The organism is Mycolicibacter minnesotensis, from assembly GCF_010731755.1.
Taxonomy (GTDB): Bacteria; Actinomycetota; Actinomycetes; order Mycobacteriales; family Mycobacteriaceae; genus Mycobacterium; species Mycobacterium minnesotense.
On record NZ_AP022589.1, the window covers coordinates 3215674 to 3237019 of the forward strand.

Below are 21346 nucleotides of genomic sequence, written 5' to 3' on the forward strand. Positions count from 1 at the left end.
CCGTTGACTAATTACGTTACGTAATGTAACTGTTGTGGGTATGGCGTGTCGGCCACGGACCCAACAGTGACCGCGGACCCCGACCGCAGCCCGGCCGGCCGCGGCCGACCACGCGACCCACGCACCGAGCAGGCAATCACCGAGGCCGCTCGCCGGCTGCTGGACAGCGACGGCTACGACCAGGTGTCCATCGAGGCGGTCGCCCGCGAGTCGAACGTCAGCCGTCCCACCGTCTACCGGCGCTGGCCGTCGAAGACGCATCTGGTGTTCGACGCCGTCTTCGGTGCCGCCGCGACCGGCGACGTGCTCAGCAGCACCGGCGATTTCGAATCCGATCTGCGTCAGTTCGTGTGTGGTGTGTTCGAGTTTTGGCGCACGCCGGAAGTGGCCGCCGCGGCGCTGGGCATTCTGGCTGACCGGCACCGTGACCCGGAGCTGTTCATTCGCACCCAACAGCTGCTCGACGAGAAAACGCGCACCGCATTCGGTGCGCTCCTTCGTGCCGGCATCGACCAAGGCGTGCTCGATGCCGCTGTCGACATCGAGATCGCCTACGACGCACTGGTGGGCACCAGCTTCTACATCACTCAGGTACTGGCCAGCGAGACCGTTGACGCCGCGGCCGAACGACTCTGCGCCCTATTGCTGTCCGGCATGCGAACGAAGGAGAACCGCGATGAGTGACGAGTTGCCGGAGCTGTCTGAAGCCTTTGGGTCGCTGCTCGACGAAGTCCGTGCTGTGGAGCGGCGGCTGCTGGAAGCCGATCCGCCGTTGGGGGAGGCTGACGTTCTCGACGGCTACCGCTGGGCTTTGAGCCTGCTGCGCGTCGCCGCCGAGGCTTACATCTGGGGCGACGCCGGCAATCCCATCCTGGTCGATGTCATCGGGCCCTATCTCAAATGGGGCGGCGACAATTCGGATGCCTTCTACCAGCTGGCGCCCATCGAGCCCGGCCGCAGTTACCGGGTCACCGGAAACCGCGGCGACGCGGTCTACCTGTCCATGACCGTCTACGGCGGGCCCGACGACGGCCGCTACAGCGACCGGATCGTCGACACGATCAATGACCGCGATCTGGCGCCGGACGCCGACGGCAACTTCGAATTCGTGATCAGTGCGCAAGAGCAGCAGGGCAATTGGCTCAAGCTCGAACCCGACGCCGTGTTCATCCTGACCCGCGACTACCTGACCGATCCCGGCGTCCATCGACGCGTGCAGTGGCAGATCGAGCCGCTCGACGACATTGGCCGGCGCCCCGACTCCCGGGTCGATCTGAGCCGGCGGATGCGCGCGGCGCGCACCTGGATTCGTGAACAAGCGGCCATGGCACCCGTGCGACTGCCGGCCAACGTGCTGCAGGAGCCCTACCCCGTGCCGAGTCGCACCGTGGGCTGGGCTGCCGGTGATGCTGCCTATTCGATGGGCGCCTACGACTTGCAGCCCGGCCAGGCGCTGGTCATCGAGGGCACCTCGCCGGAGTGTGTGTTCTGGAATCTGTGTCTGTGGAATCCGTTCCTGCACACCTACGACTACACCCGGGAGCGAGTCACGATCAACGGTGCACACGTCAGCTACGCCCCCGACGGGTCGTGGCAGATCGTGATCAGCGACACCGATCCCGGGCACCCAAACTGGGTGTCCACCGCGGGTCGCTCCACAGGCCTGATCTGGCTGCGCTGGTTCCTGCCTGAGGCGACTCCCGACCCACTGACCTGCCGGGTCATCGACGTCGCAGAGCTGGCCTCGTGAGCGGGGCCCTTCGGCCCGGCGTCATCCGGCTCGACGACCTCGCCAGCCCGGTCTTTCCCGCGGCCGCCGCCCCGATGCGGGAGGGGCTGGCCGGCTACGGCGCGGTCCTGCAGCTCGCACCGGAAGCTCTCTTGCAGGCCGCAACCGAACGAACAGGCCTGGGCAACTGGGGCGACAACGCATTCCGCGAACGTCTCGACGTACTGTGCGAATCGCTGGTCGCCGAGGCCGACCTGTCCGGAGCCGGGCGAGCGATAGCGTTCGAACAACTGGTGGGCCACCTGGTCAACCGGCTTCGACTGGAAGATCTGATCGCGGCGCACCCCGAGATCGAGAGCACCGAGATCGAACGTCCGATCATCATCTGCGGGCTGCCACGTACCGGCACTACCCACCTGCACAACCTGATCGCCGCCGACCCGGCACTGCGCTACCTGCCGTACTGGGAGAGCATGGAGCCCGTCGCCACCCCGGGCGAACCCGATCCGCAGGCCCGGCGCGACCGCTGCGCCGTCGGGCTGGATCTGGTCAACACCTCGATGCCCGAATTCAAGCGCATGCACGACATGACCGTCGACCATGCGCATGAGGAGATCCAGCTGTTGGGCAACGACATCTCCGGAATGCTCTTCGAATGTAGTTACTACCTGCCGACATTTACGCAGCACTACAAGACACACGATCAGAGTGCGTCGTATGCGTACATGAAGCGCACCCTGCAAGCGTTGCAATGGCTGCGTGGTGGGACCCGCTGGGTGCTCAAATCGCCACAGCATCTGGAGCAGTTCCCCGCACTGTATTCCACCTTCCCCGACGCCACTTTTGTTGTCACCCATCGGGATCCGGTGGAGGTGACGCGTTCGATGGCGACCATGATTAGCTACGCCGCCCGGATGGCCTGCGACAAACCCGATCCGGTCAAGATCTCGAAGTACTGGCTGGACCGTGCCGATGACCTGCTCACCGGTTGCCGGCGCGACCGCGACGTCCTGCCGGCAGCGCAGTCTGTCGACGTGCGGTTTGAGGACTTCATGGCCGACGAGGACGGGACCGTCGCTGCCATCTACGAACTCGCGGGCCAGCCGCTCGACACGCGGGCCAAAGACGCGATGACCCGGTTCTGCTTAGACCACCCACGCGGACGCTATGGCGCGGTGGACTACCAGCCCGACGATCTCGGACTGGCCGCCGCCGAAGTGGCACAACGCCTGCGCGACTACCGCGACCGTTTCGTCGCCTCAGGCTAGCCGAGACCAGCCTGCTGGACCCGCTGCTCCAGCCGCAGTCGTACCTTCGGCCAGTCCTCCGCGGTCACCGAGAACAGCACCGAGTCGCGGACGGTGCCGTCATCGCGGCGGAAGCTGCGGCGCAGGGTGCCTTCATAGTTGGCGCCGAGCCGAGCAATGGCCTGCTGCGACCGATGATTGCGGGTATCGGTCTTGAGCTGCACACGGCCGGCACGCAACGTGTCGAAGGCGTAGCCCAACAGCAGCAGCTTGGCCTCGGGATTGACCGATGTTGACCACACCGCCGGGGTGTACAGCGTGAAGCCGACCTCCAGCCAAGCATCGCGCGGATGGGCCTCCAGATAGGAGCTCGTCCCGACGACGGAGCCGGCGGGCAGCCCACCGACACCGCGACACGTGCGGATCACCCAAGACTGCCAGTCACTGAGCCCGCACCGCTGCTCCAGGGTCTCCTGGAAATCTGCCAGATCGCGAGGGCGGCCGGGCACGTGCGCCCAGACCGCGTCGTGATCGAGTGCCCGCAGCAATTCGGCGGCGTCCGCGGCCGGATTCAGGGCCGTCAGGCGGATCGTCTCGCCGACCAGCTCCGTGCCAGGAGGAATTGGCCAGATCATCGTCGGCCACGCGGTGTCCGCGGGGCGTGGATCGGTGATCGGCGTGAATCGCTCGGGCTCGTCACTGCGCTGCACAGCCGGACTATAGGAGGGCCGGCAGTGTCGAGGCGAGCTCTTTTCCCAAGCCGCTACCGGACCGCCGACACGATGCACGTCGGCCCACAGGATCTGCGGGTCCTCGCGTGTTCGCTGGCATAATGAGATCAGCGTCACAAGGAGGCTCGCATGGGCCAGCTGCCAGGCATTATCGGTCCGCAGGTCGCGCTGGAACCGGTGCAGTTGATCGGTCCGGACGGATCGCCCACCGCCGAGAGTCGCTACAGCCGGGATCTTCCCGAGGAAACCCTCTGCTGGCTCTTCGAGCTGATGGTGCTGACTCGTGAGCTGGACATCGAACTGATCAACTTGCAACGCCAGGGCGAGCTTGCGCTCTACGCATCGTGCCGTGGACAGGAGGCGGCCCAAATCGGCGCCGCGGCATGCCTGCGCAAAACGGACTGGCTGTTCCCGCAATACCGCGAATTGGGGGTCTTCGTCACCCGGGGGATCCCGCCCGGGCATGTCGCCGCCGCCTGGCGCGGTACGTGGAACGGCGGCCTGGAATTCACCACGAAATGCTGCGCACCGATCTCGGTACCGATCGGCACCCAGACGCTGCACGCGGTGGGTGCGGCGATGGCCTCCCAACGCCTGGCAGAGGACTCCGTCACCGTCGCCTTCATCGGCGACGGCGCAACCAGCGAGGGAGACGTCCATGAGGCACTGAATTTCGCCGCAGTCTTCGCCGCCCCCTGCGTGTTCTACGTGCAGAACAATCAATGGGCCATCTCTGTACCGCTGCACAAGCAGACAGCCGCTCCGTCTCTGGCGCACAAGGCCATCGGCTACGGGATGCCGGGCATTCGGGTGGACGGCAATGATCCGCTGGCCTGCTATGCGGTGATGACCGAAGCGGTCGAGCGGGCGCGCCATGGCGGTGGGCCGAGCCTGATCGAGGCCGTCACCTATCGACTCGCCCCCCACACCACCTCCGATGATCCGACGCGCTATCGCAGCAGCGTCGAACTCGACCATTGGGCAGCGCTCGACCCGATCCCGCGCTACCGCACCTACCTGCACGGCATCGGCGTGTGGTCGCAGCGTCTGCAGGACCGCGTCGATGCTCGGGCCCGGCGACTGCGCACCGACCTGCGCGAGGCCACCGTCGGCGCCGCCGACGTCGACATCGCCGAGGTGTTCACCGCGGTCTACGCCGACATCACCCCCGAACTGCAGCAGCAGTGTGCCGCCTTGGACATCGAGCTTGGACGGGACCGGCGATGACCCAGATCCTCGAACCCCCCACTCGCTCGCCGGCGCCGACCTCAGCGGTCGAGGCCGGCACGCGCACCGAAGACCTGACCATGGTGGCGGCGCTCAACCGGGCGCTGCGCGACGCGATGAGTGCCGACCCCCGCGTGCTGGTCTTCGGAACGGATGTCGGCGTGCAGGGCGGAGTGTTCCGGGTGACCGAAGGCCTGACCGAAGCCTTTGGTGAGCAGCGGTGTTTTGACACGCCGCTGGCCGAATCGGCGGTGATAGGTATCGCCATCGGAATGGCGATACGCGGCTTCGTCCCGGTTCCGGAGATCCAGTTCGACGGGTTCAGCTACCCGGCGTTGGATCAGGTGGTCAGTCACCTGGTCAAGTACCGGACACGGACTCGTGGTGCCGTGTCGATGCCGGTCACCGTGCGTATCCCGTCATTCGGTGGAATCGGTGCGGCCGAACACCATTCGGAATCCACCGAAACCTACTGGGCACACACCGCCGGTCTGAAGGTGGTGGTTCCCGCCGATGCATCGGACGCCTACTGGCTGCTGCGCCACGCGATCGCCGCCCCCGACCCGGTGATATTCCTGGAGCCGAAGCGGCGGTACTGGGCCCGCGGGCCCGTCGACACCGAACACCCGGCGCCGGGGCTCGGGTGTGCCCTCGTACGGCGGGCCGGTACTGACGTCACGGTGCTGACCTACGGCGGTGCGGTGGCCACCGCGATGGCCGCCGCCGACCTTGCCGCACAACAACACGGGTGGAGTCTGGAGGTGGTCGACCTGCGCTCACTGGTCCCGCTGGACTTCGCCGCCGTCGCAGCGTCAGTGCGCCGAACCGGGCGATGCGTGGTGCTACACGAGGGCCCACGCAACCTCGGCTACGGCGCCGAATTGGCGGCCCGCGTCTCCGAGGAGCTGTTCTACGAGCTGGAGGCGCCGGTCCTGCGCGCCACCGGGTTCGACACCCCCTACCCGCCGGCCCGCCTGGAACGCCTGTGGCTGCCGGGCCCCGATCGGCTGCTGGACTGTGTCCAGCGGGTCATGGAGGCGCCGTGAGCGCCGAGTCGATCAAGACCTTTGCCGTACCCGACCTCGGTGAAGGACTCACCGAGGTGACGCTGACCTGTTGGAATGTGGCGATCGGCGATCAGGTAGACCTCAATGCGGTGTTGTGCTCGGTCGAGACGGCAAAAGCCGAAGTGGAGATTCCCAGCCCCTTCGCCGGCCGGGTCGTCGAACTCGGCGGCGCCGTGGGGGAGATGCTCGCTGTCGGGGCGCCGCTCGTGCGGATAGAGACCGGTCCGCCGGCCGGACCCGCAGTGGGCCGTGCCCCGGTGTTGGTGGGTTATGGCACCGACGACACCGTCGACACCAGTCGCCGGACCTGCGCATTGAGCCCTGCGCGCCCCAAGGCCAAGCCGGGCGCCCGCAAGCTCGCCGCTGAGCTGGGCATCGACTTGAGCCGGGTGCAGGCAGGCCCCGGTGGCGTGATCACCGCCGACGGCGTTCTGGCGGCCTCCGGTGCGGCCTCCGCCGGTGATGAGCTTCGTCCGCTGAGCACGGTGCAGGCGGCCATGGCTCAGCGGATGACGTTGTCACGCAGTGTGATTCCCGATGCGCATGGCAGCGTCCAGGTGGACGGCACCAGATTGCTGCAACTGCGTGACCGCTTCGTCGGCGCCGGTGGCGGCGCTGTCACCCCGTTCGTGCTGATTCTGCGCCTGCTGGTCATCGCACTGATCCGCCATCCGGCGCTCAATTCCGCCTGGGTCGACACCCCCGAGGGGCCGCAGATCTGCACCCACCGCGCCCTGCATCTGGGCTTCGGGGTGGCCGCGCCTCGCGGCCTTTTGGTACCCGTCATCGTCGACGCGCACCGCAAGACCACTCGCGAACTTGCCGAGGCGGTGGCACGCTTGATCGCCGATGCCCGAGCCGGCACGCTCAAGCCGGCCGAGCTGCAGGGCTCAACGTTCACGGTCTCCAACTTCGGCGCGCTCGGTCTCGATGACGGAGTGCCGGTGATCAACTATCCGGAGGCGGCCATTCTGGGGATCGGCGCACTGAAACCCCGGCCGGCCGTGGTGGACGATACCGTCGCTGTTCGCCAACAGCTCACGCTCACCTGCGCCTTCGACCATCGTGTCGCCGACGGCGCCCAGGTCGCCGAATTCCTGTGTGCGCTGCGCGATCTGATCGAGCAACCCGAGATGGCCCTGCTGGACCTCTAGCCGGCGCTACTTGTGTTGGGCTGCTGCCAGGCGAGCGGCGAAGTCCGGCGATTCGATGGTGGCGGCCTGCGGTCCCAACTCCGTGCGCTTGGCGAACTCGTGCTGCTCGCCTTCGAGCGCGCCGGGGCTGGCGGTGGCCCGCATCGTCGCCTTGGTCGCCAGGACCACCTGCCGAGGCGCCGAAGCCGGGCCCGCGGCCAGCGCCAGGGCGGCGGCGACGGGGTCGTCGTCGACCTGCAGCGCCAAGCCGTGCCGCACCGCGGTTTCGGCGTCGAACCTCATCCCGAACAACAACGCAGCCCGAGCCACCTGTGGCCCCACCGCGCGGTGCAGCATCCAGGTGGCGCCGCCGCCGGGATGCAGGCCCAGTTTCTGGAAGCGGGCATCGAACAAGGCCGCCGGCCCCGCGATGCGCACGTCGGCTGCCAGTGCCAGATTCAGTCCCGCGCCCACGGCGGCGCCGTTGACCGCAGCGATGGTGGGCAGCGTGCACTCGGCAAGGGCCATGAATCCGTCGTAGAGCGCCAGCAACCCATCCTGGGTGGCGACACCCAGAGCGGACAGGTCGGCGCCGGCGCAGAATGCCCGACCGGCGCCGGTGACCACCACCGCGTGTACAGCGGGGTCGGCTTCGGCACGGGCTACCGCGGCCCGCAGCTGTACCGACATCGCGCCGGTGACCGCGTTGCGCCGGTCCGGGTCATTGACGGTGATCAGCGCCACGCGGTCGGTGACGGTGTAGAGGACGAGATCGGGACGAGTCACGGCGGGTCGGAAGTCCGGCGGCGATCTGTCAGGCCAAGAAGGCGACGACGGCCGCGACGGCAGCCACCAGTCCGATCATGAAGACGGTGAAATACATGATCGTGCGTTCCTCGTTCATGGCCTGCCTTTCCAGCAGTTCGGCATTTCGCGGCGACATCGCCGTGCGTTGACACGATGGGATGCGGCATCCCGGAGACCTCAGGCTAGTGGCCAGGCCCCTACGGGCCGCGCCAGGCCCACATGTCTGCGCCTGTGCGGCTAGTCGACGAGCCGCAGTGACCGCAGGATGGTCGCGTGGCGCAGGAGAAAGGTGGTCTCGTCAAACCTCTTGCGGCGAAGCCATTCGGTGACCTCGCTGTTGTGCTTGCTGGCGTTACAGGAGGCGCACGCCGGAACCACGTTGTCCAGTGTGTAGCGACCGCCACGAGAGATCGGAATGACGCAGTCGCGTTGCAGGGCCGGTCCGCTCCCTTGGCAGTAGGCGCATCGGCTCCACGCCTCAAGCAGGCTTTCCCATTGGGTTGCGGTGAGGTCGTTGTCCACGCGGGCGAGCCGTCGTTGTCGCCGCTTCGCGTAGCGCGCGCGAGCCACGCCCGTGGCGGTGGGAAACCTGCGTCGAGGTGGCACCCCGTGACGGTAACCCCGGAGATCACGTCGGTTAGTCAGACGCGCGGCGGAGGCGCCCCCGGCAGGACTCGAACCTGCGACCACAAGATTAGAAGTCTAGTGCTCTATCCACCTGAGCTACGGAGGCAATGCGGGCTCAGTTTATCCGCTGACGACGGTAGCGCTGCGTCGACCGAGCAATGCCGTAATCATCGGTTTCCAATTCAACCGGCCAACAGAGTATTTCGATTTGTCGACAGCGTCCTGGATCTACCCGAATCGACACCCGTCGCCGTAGGCAAACAACTAGCGTTGAATGGTGCTCGTGACGTCTGTGAATCAAGAGGGATGTGTGGCGGTGGCAACCTCGGTGGGCCGGGCCGGTCGGGCCCGTTCGACTGCATTGGAGGCGCGGCGTGGGTGAGCTCGTCGACGCCGCTGGGCTGCCCACCGAACTGGGTGCCCTGGACTACCTGCTGCACCGCGGTGAAGCCAACCCGCGGACCCGCTCGGGGATCATGGGGCTAGAGCTGCTCGACAGCACCCCGGACTGGGACCGGTTCCGCAACCTGTTCGAGAACGTCTCCCGGAAAGTCTTGCGCCTGCGCCAGAAGGTGGTGGTGCCCACGTTGCCGACGGCTGCGCCGCGCTGGGTGGTGGATCCCGACTTCAACCTTGATTTTCATGTCCGACGGCTCCGGGTGCCCGAGCCTGGTGGCTTGCGTGAAGTCCTCGACCTGGCGGAGGTGGCCCTGCAGTCACCGATGGATATTCAGCGCCCGCTGTGGTCAGCGACTCTGGTGGAGGGCCTGGAGGGCGGCCGGGCCGCCACATTGATGCATTTGAGTCACGCGGTCACCGACGGTGTCGGGGGAGCGGCCATGTTCGGGCGGATCTATGACCTGGAACGCGACCCGCCGGCCCGGGCGATGCCGCCGCAACCGGTACCGCAGGACCTGTCGGCCAACGACCTGATGCGTGACGGCATCAACCACCTGCCGTTCACGGTTTTTGGTGGCACCCGCGACCTGCTGTTGGGCGCACTGTCGATGGCGACCCGCACCGTGCGTGATCCGCTGTCGGCCGTCACCGGTGCCCTCACCTATGCCCGGTCGAGTTCACGGGTGATGAGCCAGGCGGCGGAGCCTTCGCCGCTGCTGCGGCGGCGCAGCCTGACCAGCCGGACCGAAGCCCTCGACATCCGGTTGGCCGACCTGCACCGAGCGGCCAAAGCCGGCGGAGGGTCGATCAACGACGCGTACCTGGCGGCAGTGTCGGGAGCGCTGGGGCGCTACCACCGGGCGTTGGGTGTGCCGATCGCAACCCTGCCGATGGCGATCCCGGTGAACCTGCGCGCGGATGCAGATCCTGCCGGGGGCAACCGGTTCACCGGGGTGAACCTGGCCGCCCCGGTAGGGGTTGCCGACCCGGTCGAGCGAATCAGGCGGATTCGGGCCCAGATGACCCAGCGTCGTGACGAGCCCGCGATGGACGTGATCGGCTCCATCGCGCCGCTGCTGAGCGTCGTTCCGGCACCGGTTCTGGAGAAGATGAGTGAATCGGTCGTCAGTGCCGACGTTCAGGCCAGCAACGTGGCGTTCTATCCCGGCGAAACCTATATCGCCGGGGCGAAGGTGCTGCGACACTACGGAATCGGGCCGCTGCCCGGCGTCGCCATGATGGTGGTGCTGATCTCCCGCGGTGGTGAGTGCTCCATCACGGTCCGCTATGACCGCGCAGCGGTCCGCGACGAGAAGCTGTTCGCCACGTGCCTGGTAGAGGGCTTCGACGAAGTGCTGGCGCTGGCCGGTGATCCGGTGCCGCGTTGTGTGCCGGCCTCGTTCCGTATCGGTGCTGAGTCATGACCGACGACGCGAAGCCGCGGTCGCGTGACATGCGGCTGCCCGGATCGGTGGCCGAGATCGCCGCTAGTCCGCCGGGCCCCAAGGTCGGGGCGTTCTTCGACCTCGATGGCACCCTGGTAGCCGGCTTCACCGCCGTCATCCTCACCCGCGAGCGCGTCCGCAGTCGCGACATGGGATTGGGCGAGCTGTTCGGCATGATCCAGGCCGGGCTCAACCACCAACTGGGCCGCATCGAGTTCGAGGAGCTCATCACCACGGCGTCGACCGCGTTGCGTGGCCGCTCGATCAGTGACCTCGACGAGATCGGTGAGCGGCTGTTTGTGCAGAAGATCGCCAAGCGCATCTACCCGGAGATGCGCGAAGTGGTCCGAGCGCACCAGGCCCGCGGGCACACCGTGGTGTTGAGCTCTTCGGCGCTCACCATTCAGGTCGAGCCGGTGGCCCGCTTCTTGGGCATCACCAACACCCTCACCAACGCCTTCGTGACCGACGAGAACGGCGTGCTCACCGGCGAGGTCGTCGAGCCGATCCTGTGGGGTCCGGGTAAGGCTGCCGCGGTGCAGAAGTTCGCCGCCGAACACGACATCGACCTGCAGGACAGCTACTTTTACGCCGACGGGGACGAGGACGTCGCGCTGATGCACCTGGTGGGCAATCCGCGACCCACCAACCCCGAGGGCAAGATGGCCTCGGTCGCCCGCAAGCGTGGTTGGCCGATCCTGCAGTTCAGCAGCCGCGGCAGCGGCGTCGTCGGTCAACTGCGGAACCTGGCGGGTCTGTCCTCGATTGTCCCGGTGGGCGCAGGCGCGATTGGGCTGGGCCTACTCAGCGGAAGCCGCCGGCGCGGCGTCAACTTCTTCACCGCACTGTTCCCGCAGGTGCTGCTGACGCTCAACGGTGTGCAGCTCAACGTGATCGGCAAAGAGAACCTCACCGCGGTCCGGCCCGCGGTGTTCATCTTCAACCATCGCAACCAGGTCGATCCGGTGATCACCGCGTCGCTGGTGCGCGACAACTGGATCAGTGTCGGAAAGCGGGAGCTGGAGAAGGACCCGATCGCCGGAACGCTGGGCAAGCTGACCGAGATGGTGTTCATCGACCGAGATGACGCGGCGGCCGCCGTGGAGTCCCTGCAAGAGGTCGAGGAGCGTGCCAAGCGCGGCCTGTCGGTGGTGATCGCGCCGGAGGGAACCCGGGTGGACACCACCGGAGTGGGCCCGTTCAAGAAGGGGCCGTTCCGGCTCGCGATGGCGGCGGGCATTCCGATCGTGCCAGTGGTGATCCGCAACGCTGAGGTGGTCGCCGCCCGGGACTCGATCAGTGCCCACCCGGGCACCGTCGACGTCGCGGTGTTCCCGGCGATCTCGGTCGAGGATTGGACCGTCGAAACGTTGCCCGAGCGGATCGCCGAAGTGCGCCAGCTCTACCTCGACACGTTGGCCGACTGGCCGGTGGACGAGTTACCGGCCTGGCCACCCCAGCCGCCGATTCCAGACCCGAAGGCTCCGGCGAAGAAGGCTCTCGCCAAGAAGGCGGCTGCCAAAAAGGCTCCGGCGAAGAAGGCACCCGCGAAAAAGTCGGCCGCCAAGAAGGCGCCCGCCAAGAAGGCTCCGGCCAAGCGGCCACCGGCCCCGAAGGGGGAGCAGTGACATCGTCATCGGCCACCGAACCCTCTGGGGCCACCACAACCGCCGACACGCTGGTCCTGGCCTACGTGTCGTCTCCGGTGGAGGCGGATCTGGTGCACGAGTGGCTGGAGCGATACCGCGACGGCCGACCGGGTGCCCGGATCGAACTGCTGGAGCTCGACCCGTCACAGCGCTCGTCTGGCGCCATGGCTCGGCTGGTGGGGCATCTTGAGCGTGACGAACAACGGTCGATCCTTCCGGTTCGGGTGTTCTGGATGCCGCGTGCCGAAGCCTCCGCGCTGAAGCGGGTGTCCGCGTTGTTGCCCGGGCGCAATCCCTATCGGCCCAGCGAACGCCAACAGCGGCAGATTCTGCGCACCGAGTCTTCGCTGGCCCGCGTGGTGGTGGGTGAACCGGCCAGCGTCGCCGACCTGCGCAGTCAATGGAGTGAGCACACCGCCGGAGAGAACCCGCGCGACTTCGCGCATTTCGTCACCCGCCGCGCGGTGCTGGCCCTTGAGCGCGCTGAGAATCGGATCCTGGGTCCGCAATACAAGTCTCCGCGCCTGGTGAAGCCGGAGATCTTGGCCTCCAGCCGATTCCGTGAGGGCCTGGAGGCCATTCCCGGGGCGACCATCGATGAGGCCGGAAAGATGCTCGACGAGCTGTCCACCGGCTGGAGTCGGGTCTCGGTCGACCTGGTCGCGGTATTGACCCGCATGCTCAGCCGGGGCTTCGACCCCGACATCGACTACGACGAATACCAGGTGGCCGCGCTGCGCACCGCCCTGGAGAACCATCCCGCGGTGCTGCTGTTCTCCCACCGGTCCTACATCGACGGCGCGGTCATGCCGGTGGCGATGCAGGAGAACCGGCTCCCGCCGGTGCATGTCTTCGCCGGCATCAACCTGTCATTCGGATTGATGGGGCCGTTGCTGCGCCGCTCCGGGGTGATCTTCATCCGACGCAGCATCGCTAACAACCCGCTCTACAAGTACGTACTCAAGGAGTACGTCGGCTACGTGATGGAAAAGCGGTTCAACCTCAGCTGGTCTATCGAGGGAACCCGGTCACGCACCGGCAAAATGCTGCCGCCCAAGCTCGGTCTGATGACCTACGTCGCGGACGCCTATCTCGACGACCGCACTGAAGATGTTCTCCTGCAGGGCGTTTCGATCAGCTTCGACCAGCTCCATGAGACCGATGAGTATGCCGCCTACGCCCGAGGCGGGGAGAAGACTCCGGAAGGAATCCGCTGGCTCTATCGGTTCATCAAGGCCCAGGGCGAACGTAACTACGGCAAGATCTACGTGCGGTTCCCCGAGGCCGTGTCCATGCGCCAGTACCTAGGCGCCCCAGACGGTTCTACGGCGACCGATCCGGATGCCAAACGGCTGGCTATGCAGAAGATGGCCATCGAGGTGGCCTGGCGAATTCAGCGTGTCACTCCCATCAGCGCGGCCGGACTGGTGTCGGCGCTGCTGTTGACCACTCACGGCTTGGCTCTGACTTTGGAGCAGATCCATCACTCGCTGCAGGCCGGGCTGGACTACTTGGAACGCAAGCAGACTCCGATCTCCACCAGCGCACTGCGCCTGCGCAGCCGCGACGGGGTACGTGCAGTGATGGACACGTTGTCCAACGGGCATCCGGTCACCCGCGTCGACGGCGGCCGTGAGTCGGTGTGGCGGATCGCCCCCGAGGATGAACACGCCGCGTCGTTCTACCGCAACTCGGTGATCCACGCCTTCCTGGAGACCTCGATCGTCGAGCTCGCGCTGGCGCACGCCGGACGAGGCGAAGGCGACCGGCTGGACGCCTTCTGGACTCAGGCGATGCGGTTGCGGGACCTCCTCAAATTCGACTTCTACTTCGCGGATTCCGCGGCGTTCCGTGACAACATCGCCGAGGAGATGTCGTGGTTTGCCGACTGGCAGACGCGGGTCGCGGCAGGCGGAGCCGAGATCGACGGGATTCTGTCGGAGAAGACTCCGGTGACCTCCGACGTCATGTTGCGGGTGTTCTTCGAGTCCTACGCGATAGTCGCCGACGTGCTCTGCGACGCCCCCGCCGATATCGGCGTCAACGAACTTACGCAGTCGGCGCTGGGAGTCGGTCGCCAGTACGTGGCGCAGGGGCGGGTCCGCAGCAGCGAATCGGTGTCCACCTTGTTGTTCGCGACCGCCTGCCAAGTGGTCGCCGATCAGGGTCTGCTGGACCCCGCGCCGGACCTGGCGGAGCGGCGGAAAGCGTTCCGGTCCGAATTGCGTCGCATCCTGCAGGACTCCGACCACATCGCCCGGATCGCCCGGGAGGCATTCGCCGCCCGCGACATGGAGGTACGACGGCATTGGCGGGGCATCGGTAGCTAGCAACCGCGCCCGCCTGGCATGCGGCCGGGCGGACGCGCCCCATACGCTGGGAACCATGACGGCGATTTCGGCGACCCGCAGCCGCCCGGCGATCATCGCGCCGGTGCTGGCCGGCGTGGCGATCCTGGCCGGCTGCATCGCCGCGGGTATCGGGGCGCTGTCGCTGGCCGATGCCCTGACCGCCACCGGCCTGCCCGATCCCGGTCCGGTGACCACGCTGGGACTGCCCTTCGTCCGGGCTGCAGGGGAGATCGCCGCGGTGGTAGCGGTGGGATCGTTTCTGCTTGCGGCGTTCCTGGTGCCGCCCCAAACCAGCGGCGTGCTCGACGTCGCCGGCTATCGTGCGTTGCGATTGGGCACGGCCGCCTCGGGAGCATGGGCGGTGTGCGCGGCGCTGCTGGTTCCGCTGACGATCTCCGATGTCTCCGGGCATCCCCTGGCGGAGTTCCTCGACCCCGCAACAGCCTGGTCGTTCGCCGGGCTGGTCGACACCGCCTCGGCGTGGCGGTGGACCGCGCTGTTGGCCGCGATCGTGACTCTGGTCAGCTCGCGGGTGCTGCGCTGGTCGTGGACTCCGCTGTTGCTGGCGGGTTCGCTGTTGACGCTGATCCCGTTGGGTCTGACCGGACATTCGGCGGCCGGCGGGTCACACGACCTGGCCACCAACAGCCTGCTCATTCATCTCATCGCCGCGGGACTGTGGGCCGGCGGCCTGCTCGCGCTACTGGTACATGCGCTGCGTGGCGGCGAACACGGTGATCTGGCGGCCCGGAGATTCTCCACCGTGGCGTTGTGGTGCTTTGTGGCCATGGGCTTGTCGGGGGTGCTCAACGCGCTGGTGCGACTGGCACCGTCGGAGTTGCTGACCAGTGAATACGGTCGGCTGGTGGTGGCCAAATTCGTCGCCCTGTGTGTGCTTGGCGTCCTTGGGGCGGGGCAGCGGCGCCGCGGTGTGGCCGCGTTGCAGGCCGACCCGGGCAACCGCGCCCCCTTGATCCGCCTGGCGCTGACGGAAGCCGCCGTCTTTGCGCTGACCTTCGGCGTCGCCGTGGGCTTGGGCCGCACTCCACCGCCTCCGCCGGCCGCGCTCAACCCGTCGGTTCCCATGGTCAAGATCGGCTACGACTTCGCCGGCCCGCCGACGGTGGCGCGGGTTCTGTTCGACTGGCGTTTCGATGTGGTCTTCGGCACGGCCGCGATAGTGCTGGCCGGGGTGTACCTGGCCGGTGTGCTGCGGCTGCGCCGGCGCGGCGACGCCTGGCCAGCAGGCCGCACGACCGCCTGGATGCTGGGCTGTTTCACCCTGCTGTTCGCCACGTCGTCGGGCACCGGCCGCTACATGCCGGCCATGTTCAGCATGCACATGGTGGTGCACATGCTGCTGTCGATGCTCGTGCCGATCCTGCTGGTGCTCGGCGGTCCGACCACGCTGGCGCTGCGGGCACTGCCGGTCGCCGGTCGCGGTGAGCCGCCGGGGCCGCGGGAGTGGCTGCTGGCCGCCCTGCACAGCCGGCTCTCTCGGCTTCTCACCAACCCGATCATCGCTGCGGTGATCTTCGTGGTCGGCTTCTACGGGCTGTACTTCAGCAGCCTGTTCGATTCGATCGTCGGCAGTCATGCCGGGCACCTCGCAATGAACATCCACTTCATCCTCAGCGGGTACCTCTTCTATTGGGTGGTGATCGGTGTCGACCCGACCCCCCGGCCGATCTCCCCGCTGGCCAAACTGGCGGTGGTGTTCGCCGCGCTGCCACTGCATGGTTTCTTCGGGGTCTTCCTGATGGGGATGCATACCGTGCTTGGGGAGTGGTTCTACGGCGAGTTGGGCCTGCCCTGGCACACCGATCTGGCCGGTGACCAGCATCTGGGCGGCGGCATCACCTGGTCGGCAGGTGAATTACCCCTGGTGATGGTGATGGTCGCGCTGCTGGTGCAGTGGCATCGCAGTGACCGGCGCACCGCCAAGCGGCTGGACCGGGCCGCTGACCGCGATGACGACGCCGAGCTTGCCGCCTACAACGCGATGCTGGCCGAGATGGCCCGCCGCGATGGAACCGTGCAGCGCTGAGTCAGCTCAGCTGGCCGGCCGCCGCGAGTACGGCTGCGCGCACCCGGTCGGCAATCACCTGCTTCGACGAGGTGTCGAGTTTGCCGTCCAGGTGCAGGAAGGCCAGGCCATGCACCAGCCCCCACACGGCGATGGCCATGGCCTCCGGATCGGACGACGGAAAGACCTGCCGCACGATCGAGTTCAGGTATTCCTGGATCGCCGTCACCGCCGCGGCCCGCTCTGCGTCGGTGAGATCGCACTGCTCGGTGAACATCACCCGGAACAGGCCCGGGCGGTTCACGGCGAACTGAACGTAGGCGACGGCGAGAGCCGCGAAGTCGTCCGCCGTCTTCGGCGACGGATGCGCTGCGATCAGCTCGGCCGCCAACTCCTGATAACCCACCGCGGCGATCGCCGACAACAGCGCGTTGCGGTCGGCGAAGTGCCGGTAGGGCGCCGCGGTCGACACCCCGGCGCGGCGAGCCGCAGCACGCAGCGACAGTTCGGTGGCGCCGTTTTCCTCAAGGAGATCCATAGCGGCGCGCAGGAGGGTTCCGGGCAGGTCGCCGTGGTGGTAGGTCTTGATCGACGCTGACATCTGTGACTACCCCGTGTTGACGGCGCTTACATGAGCTCTTAATGTTAGCAGCCCGCCGCGTGTAAGCGTCGCTAACATCAGGCGCTCGGCGGCGTCATCGAAGGAGACCGTGCAGTGACTTCACCCCGAACGATCGTGATCACCGGCGCCAGCGACGGTATCGGTGCCGTGGCAGCGCGTGCCCTGGCCGGCCCCGAGGTCAACCTCGTCGTCGTCGGCCGCTCGGCCGCCAAGCTCGCGCCCATTGCCGCCGATACGGGGGCCATCCCGCTGACCGCTGACTTCGCCGACCTGGACCAGGTCCGTGCGCTGGCGCAACAGATCCGCGACAAAGTCGGCGTGATCGACGTCTTGATGAACAACGCTGGCGGAACGTTCGCGCCCCGACTGCGGACGGTCGATGGCCACGAACCCAATTTCGGTATCAACCACCTGGCGCCGTTCCTGTTGACCAATCTGTTGCAGGACCGGTTGGCTTCGGCCGACGCCGCGCTGGTGCTGAACACCTCAAGCGGCGGCAACCTGTTAGGGCACGTCGATCTCGATGACGTGGACTATCGGCGCAGGCACGCATGGGAGACCCGCGCCTACGGCACGAGCAAGCTGATGAACATCTTGTTCACCCGCGGTATCGCCCAGCGCTGGGCCGGCGACGGGATCATCTCGGCCGCAGTGCATCCCGGACCGGTGGCCACCAGCTTCGGGCGCGACTCATGGTTTATCGGCCTGGTCTTCCGGACGCCGTTGCGCCACATCGCGGCCATCACCCCGGCCCAGGGCGCCGCGCCCCTGATCGAGCTGGCCAAGCGGGGGGCCGACCCCGAGATCAACGGCGTCTACTTCGACCGCCACAAAGCCGGCGGCCGCGAAAACCGGCAGGCTCACGACCCCGAGCTCATCGACGGGCTATGGACCCTCTCCGCCGAGCTGGCCGGCCTGCGCTGACTGCCAGGGTTGATTGCCGAATCGGTCCACGTGCACCACGTCACCGATGTCCGGTCGCTGGGTGGGGCCGTATCGCCCGCGAGCCCAGCCGATCGGGATGATGCACACCGGCACCATCTCGGGAGGTAGCTGCAGCACCTTGCGGGTGCTGCGGACCAGCCACAGCGGCAGCGTCTGCAGCGAAGCCCCCAAGCCCACGGCTCGGCACGCCAGCAGCAGGTTCTGCACCGCCGGGTAGACCGACCCGTAGAACGACGAGACCCTGAGCTGCGGCCGTCCGACGGGCCGGTGCTTGAGAGTGCGCCGGTAGCAGGCCACCACCAGCGTCGGAAGTTCGTGGAAGTGCTCACGCTGCCACTCCGACACTCGCAACTGACGTCGCGTCGCCTCATCGGGGGCGGCGCGACGGGCGAACCACCCGAACAGTTTGAAGGCTCGTTGATAGCTGCGCACCAGTCGCCGCTTTTGCACTGCGTCGTTGACCACGACAAAGGCCCAGTCTTGGCTGTTGGAACTGGTCGGCGCCTTCAATGCGAGCGCAAGCACCTCGCGGAGCACATCGGTGTCGACGGGATCCAGGTGCAGCCGACGGATCGCACGCTGGGTGCGCATGGCATCGGCGAGCGGCATGCTCAATCCGGCGAGCGCCGCGGTGGCGTCCGGCGGCACGAAAGGCCCCGAGCCGGTGGTCATGGCTTGTCCGCGATGACCTCGAAGGTAAGGCCCGCGTCGGTGAGGCGGCGCAGCAGGTTCTCGCCCATCGCCGCGACGGTCGTCACCTGACCCGCCGTCACCGGATTGTCGTCAAAGGCCAGGGACATGGCTGCCTCGGCGATCATCTTCGCGGTCTCGCCGTAGCCCGGATCGCCGCCGCGGACCTGGGTGTGGACCTGCTTCCCGCCACCTTCGCCGATGAAATCCACGGTGAACCACGAACTGGCCCTTCGTGATTCCGACGGGCCTTCGCCCTGCGGGATGCGCTGACCGAGCAGCCGGCGCAGCCGCGGCACCTGCGCTGCGGCGACGAACGCGCCTAGGCCGGCAAGGAGGCCGGCCAGCGTTGTGACGCGCTGGACACCCGCATAGTGCGCATAGCTGAAATCGGGACCGTACTCGGAGCGGGCGACCGCGGACCGCTGCACGATCTGCGGGTCGACGGTCGGCATGGGCAACAGCCAGATGCCGAGGGTGGCGTCGTGATGCGGAATACCGGACCGGACACGGGATCGGCGGTCACTGGTCTGCGGCTCGGCTTTGGTGCGTGCGATCGCGGCCTGCCGCATCTGTCGTGGACGCGACATCTGCGCCAGGGCGGAGTGCAAGGTCCCACCGGAGATCATCATCTTGGTGCGGACCACCCCGCGCAGTGTCAACGGCACTCCGTCCGGCAGGTGCGTGACCGTGAAGAAGGCCCCCAGGTCGTGGGGGATGGAATCGAAGCCGCAGGCATGAACGAGCCGAGCGCCGCTCGCCACGGCCCGGGCGTGGTGGGTCAGGTACATCTTGTCGACGAATTCCGGCTCGCCGGTGAGGTCGACGTAGTCGGTGCCGGCCGCGGCGCACGCGGCTACCAGCGGCTCGCCGTGCTCCAGGTACGGACCGACCGTGGTGATCACCACGCGTGCGGACTCGGCGACGGTGCGCAACGAGTCCGGGTCGCCGCTGTCGGCCACGAGGACGGAAAGGGTGCCGGCAGCAGGGTTGATGGCGGCGAGTCGGTCGCGTACCGCTTCCAGCTTCGTCGGGTTGCGGCCGGCCAGGGCCCATCGGGCATCGCTGGGAAGGTTGGCCGCGAGATATTCGGCGGTCAGGCCGCCGGTGAAGCCGGTGGCGCCGAAGATCACCAGATCAAAAGGGCGGCGCGGAGTTTGGTCGGGGATGCTCATGGCCCATCTTCTTCGGGTGGGATAGATGTTAACAGTGCTTACGTCAGCATAGGAGCTCAAGTAAGCGGCGTCAACATCAAGCCGGCAGCCCGTCGTCGCCTGTCTCGCGCAGCCCGGACTTCGCGATGGCCTCGGCCTCTTGCTCGGTGGCCACCGACGGTCCCGAACCCGGCAGCCGCTTGCCGGCTACTTCGGGGGTGAACCAGAGCGTGATGGCCCCGACGACACCCGCACCCATCAGCAGGTAGGCCGGGACCAGCACGTTGCCGGTTCCCGAGACCAGCGTCTCGGCGACCAGCGGGGTGGTACCGCCGAACATCGAGACCGAGATGTTGAACCCGATTGCCACCGCGAAGTAGCGCACCTCAGACGGGAACAGGGCGGGCAGCGTGGAGGGCGTGGTGCTGTAGAAACACAGCAGCATCACCCCGATGATCAGCACGCCGAGCAGGCGCAGCGCGTAGCTGCCGCCCTGGCCGATCAATAGGAACGCCGGAACCGAGCCGACGATCAGCAGGGCGCTGCCGGTCCACAGGATCGGTTTGCGGCCGATGCGGTCGGAAAGCCTGGCCAGTGGGACCACCGCGACCAGCATCAGCAGCAACGCCACCACGATCATCGTCAGGCCGCCGCTGCCGCTGATCCCGCCGACCTGTTTGAAATACGTGGGCAGGTAGCCCGTCAGCATGTAGTTGGTGACGTTCTCCGCCAGCACCAGGCCCATGCAGATCAGCAGGCCGGTGCGTTGCCGCATCACCGTCCGCTGGAACTGCCCCCAGCCGTTGCCGCTGGCGGCGCTGTGGTTGCTGCGGAGCTGCTCGTAGACCGGCGACTCGTCGATGCGCAGCCGCATGTACAGCGCAATGGCGGCCAGTGGGACGCCCAACAGAAACGGCACCCGCCAGCCCCACTGCAGCATCTCGGCAACGGGCAGCTGGGTCTTCAGGGCGGTCACCACCGCCGCGCCCAGCACGTAGCCACCGAGTGTGCCCAGCGGTAGAAAGCCGGCGAGCGCTCCGCGATTGCGATCGGGCGCGTGTTCGCTGATGTGGGTCATCGCGCCCACGTACTCGCCGCCGGTGGAGAAACCCTGCATGATCCGGGTGACGATGAGCAGAATCGGCGCCCAGATTCCGATGTCCTCATAGGACGGCAGCAGTCCGGTCAACGTGGTGCCGACCGCCATCAGAGTGACGGTCATGATCAGAACTCGCCTGCGGCCGATCCGGTCGCCCAGCGCACCGAAGATGATCCCGCCGAACGGCCGCACCGCGAACGCCGCCGCCAAGGTTCCGAACGTGGCGATCAAGCCGACCGCGCTGGAGCTGTCGCCGGGATAGAAGACCTGCGCGATCGTGGTGGCCAGGAAGCCATAGATGCCGAAGTCGTACCACTCCATGAAGTTGCCGATCGCCGTGCCGGCGATCGAACGCTGCATGGCGGCCGGGTCCGAGACCCGGATATCGTCGCGGGCCC

At 67.2% G+C, this 21346-nt stretch carries 19 protein-coding genes and 1 tRNA gene; 11 read left to right on the forward strand and 9 right to left on the reverse strand.

What is annotated here, in order from left to right; all coding sequences use genetic code 11:
• Positions 1 to 66 precede the first annotated feature (66 nt).
• The 3 genes from G6N09_RS14895 to G6N09_RS14905 are packed head-to-tail and all read left to right on the forward strand — an operon-like array spanning position 67 to position 2997.
• Positions 67 to 684, forward strand: a complete 618-nt coding sequence (locus G6N09_RS14895) for a TetR/AcrR family transcriptional regulator (RefSeq protein WP_083022181.1) — start codon at positions 67 to 69, stop codon at positions 682 to 684.
• A complete protein-coding gene (locus tag G6N09_RS14900; RefSeq protein WP_083022182.1) occupies positions 677 to 1750 on the forward strand; it encodes a DUF1214 domain-containing protein in 1074 nt (357 codons plus the stop codon). Before G6N09_RS14895 ends, G6N09_RS14900 begins: the two co-directional genes overlap by 8 nt.
• Positions 1747 to 2997: a sulfotransferase family protein gene (locus G6N09_RS14905; protein WP_083022183.1), complete on the forward strand. Its 1251-nt coding sequence runs from the start codon at positions 1747 to 1749 to the stop codon at positions 2995 to 2997. The genes G6N09_RS14900 and G6N09_RS14905 overlap by 4 nt, the downstream gene beginning before the upstream one ends.
• On the opposite strand, the gene G6N09_RS14910 is transcribed toward G6N09_RS14905, so the two are convergent.
• On the reverse strand, positions 2994 to 3686 hold the full coding sequence (locus G6N09_RS14910; RefSeq protein WP_234806853.1) for a GNAT family N-acetyltransferase: 693 nt from the start codon (positions 3684 to 3686) through the stop codon (positions 2994 to 2996). The genes G6N09_RS14905 and G6N09_RS14910 overlap by 4 nt on opposite strands.
• Before the next feature lie 150 nt (positions 3687 to 3836).
• On the opposite strand from G6N09_RS14910, the gene pdhA reads away from it, so the two are divergent.
• The 3 genes from pdhA to G6N09_RS14925 are packed head-to-tail and all read left to right on the forward strand — an operon-like array spanning position 3837 to position 7155.
• Complete coding sequence (gene pdhA / locus G6N09_RS14915; protein WP_083022184.1) at positions 3837 to 4934, forward strand: pyruvate dehydrogenase (acetyl-transferring) E1 component subunit alpha; 1098 nt, start codon at positions 3837 to 3839, stop codon at positions 4932 to 4934.
• Positions 4931 to 5980, forward strand: coding sequence for an alpha-ketoacid dehydrogenase subunit beta (locus G6N09_RS14920; protein WP_083022185.1), 1050 nt, complete (start codon positions 4931 to 4933; stop codon positions 5978 to 5980). The genes pdhA and G6N09_RS14920 overlap by 4 nt, the downstream gene beginning before the upstream one ends.
• Positions 5977 to 7155 (forward strand): dihydrolipoamide acetyltransferase family protein, encoded by a 1179-nt coding sequence (locus G6N09_RS14925; protein ID WP_083022186.1) that lies wholly within the window; start codon positions 5977 to 5979, stop codon positions 7153 to 7155. Before G6N09_RS14920 ends, G6N09_RS14925 begins: the two co-directional genes overlap by 4 nt.
• A 6-nt stretch (positions 7156 to 7161) precedes the next feature.
• Here G6N09_RS14925 and G6N09_RS14930 read toward each other — a convergent pair whose 3' ends face one another.
• The 4 genes from G6N09_RS14930 to G6N09_RS14940 form a co-directional block, all read right to left on the reverse strand.
• Positions 7162 to 7920, reverse strand: coding sequence for an enoyl-CoA hydratase (locus G6N09_RS14930; RefSeq protein WP_083022187.1), 759 nt, complete (start codon positions 7918 to 7920; stop codon positions 7162 to 7164).
• Positions 7921 to 7948: 28 nt separating this feature from the next.
• Entirely contained in the window at positions 7949 to 8077 is a 129-nt protein-coding gene (locus G6N09_RS20355; RefSeq protein WP_264074262.1) for a hypothetical protein, read from the reverse strand.
• 101 nt (positions 8078 to 8178) lie between these two features.
• Positions 8179 to 8547 carry an HNH endonuclease gene (locus G6N09_RS14935; RefSeq protein ID WP_234806854.1) on the reverse strand — a complete coding sequence of 123 codons (369 nt, stop codon included), beginning with the start codon at positions 8545 to 8547 and terminating at the stop codon, positions 8179 to 8181.
• Between the two features lie 53 nt (positions 8548 to 8600).
• A tRNA-Arg gene (locus tag G6N09_RS14940) sits at positions 8601 to 8674 on the reverse strand.
• Positions 8675 to 8942: 268 nt separating this feature from the next.
• Here G6N09_RS14940 and G6N09_RS14945 point away from each other — a divergent pair.
• Genes G6N09_RS14945 through G6N09_RS14960 form a run of 4 tightly spaced genes read left to right on the forward strand, consistent with a single transcriptional unit; the run spans position 8943 to position 16459 of the window.
• Positions 8943 to 10391: a wax ester/triacylglycerol synthase family O-acyltransferase gene (locus G6N09_RS14945; RefSeq protein ID WP_083022189.1), complete on the forward strand. Its 1449-nt coding sequence runs from the start codon at positions 8943 to 8945 to the stop codon at positions 10389 to 10391.
• A complete protein-coding gene (locus tag G6N09_RS14950; RefSeq protein WP_083022190.1) occupies positions 10388 to 12040 on the forward strand; it encodes an HAD-IB family hydrolase/lysophospholipid acyltransferase family protein in 1653 nt (550 codons plus the stop codon). Before G6N09_RS14945 ends, G6N09_RS14950 begins: the two co-directional genes overlap by 4 nt.
• On the forward strand, positions 12037 to 14391 hold the full coding sequence (locus tag G6N09_RS14955) for a glycerol-3-phosphate 1-O-acyltransferase (protein ID WP_083022191.1): 2355 nt from the start codon (positions 12037 to 12039) through the stop codon (positions 14389 to 14391). Before G6N09_RS14950 ends, G6N09_RS14955 begins: the two co-directional genes overlap by 4 nt.
• A gap of 55 nt (positions 14392 to 14446) precedes the next feature.
• Positions 14447 to 16459: a bifunctional copper resistance protein CopD/cytochrome c oxidase assembly protein gene (locus G6N09_RS14960; RefSeq protein ID WP_083022192.1), complete on the forward strand. Its 2013-nt coding sequence runs from the start codon at positions 14447 to 14449 to the stop codon at positions 16457 to 16459.
• A gap of 1 nt (position 16460) precedes the next feature.
• On the opposite strand, the gene G6N09_RS14965 is transcribed toward G6N09_RS14960, so the two are convergent.
• A complete protein-coding gene (locus G6N09_RS14965; protein WP_083022193.1) occupies positions 16461 to 17039 on the reverse strand; it encodes a TetR/AcrR family transcriptional regulator in 579 nt (192 codons plus the stop codon).
• A gap of 114 nt (positions 17040 to 17153) precedes the next feature.
• On the opposite strand from G6N09_RS14965, the gene G6N09_RS14970 reads away from it, so the two are divergent.
• Positions 17154 to 17984, forward strand: a complete 831-nt coding sequence (locus G6N09_RS14970) for an SDR family NAD(P)-dependent oxidoreductase (RefSeq protein ID WP_083022194.1) — start codon at positions 17154 to 17156, stop codon at positions 17982 to 17984.
• Here the strand turns inward: G6N09_RS14970 and G6N09_RS14975 are convergent.
• From G6N09_RS14975 to G6N09_RS14985, 3 genes are all read right to left on the reverse strand, one after another.
• Positions 17946 to 18677 (reverse strand): nitroreductase family protein, encoded by a 732-nt coding sequence (locus G6N09_RS14975; protein WP_083022195.1) that lies wholly within the window; start codon positions 18675 to 18677, stop codon positions 17946 to 17948. The genes G6N09_RS14970 and G6N09_RS14975 overlap by 39 nt on opposite strands.
• A complete protein-coding gene (locus G6N09_RS14980; RefSeq protein ID WP_083022196.1) occupies positions 18674 to 19870 on the reverse strand; it encodes a saccharopine dehydrogenase family protein in 1197 nt (398 codons plus the stop codon). The genes G6N09_RS14975 and G6N09_RS14980 overlap by 4 nt, the downstream gene beginning before the upstream one ends.
• Before the next feature lie 76 nt (positions 19871 to 19946).
• Entirely contained in the window at positions 19947 to 21308 is a 1362-nt protein-coding gene (locus G6N09_RS14985) for an MFS transporter (protein ID WP_083022482.1), read from the reverse strand.
• Positions 21309 to 21346: the final 38 nt, after the last annotated feature.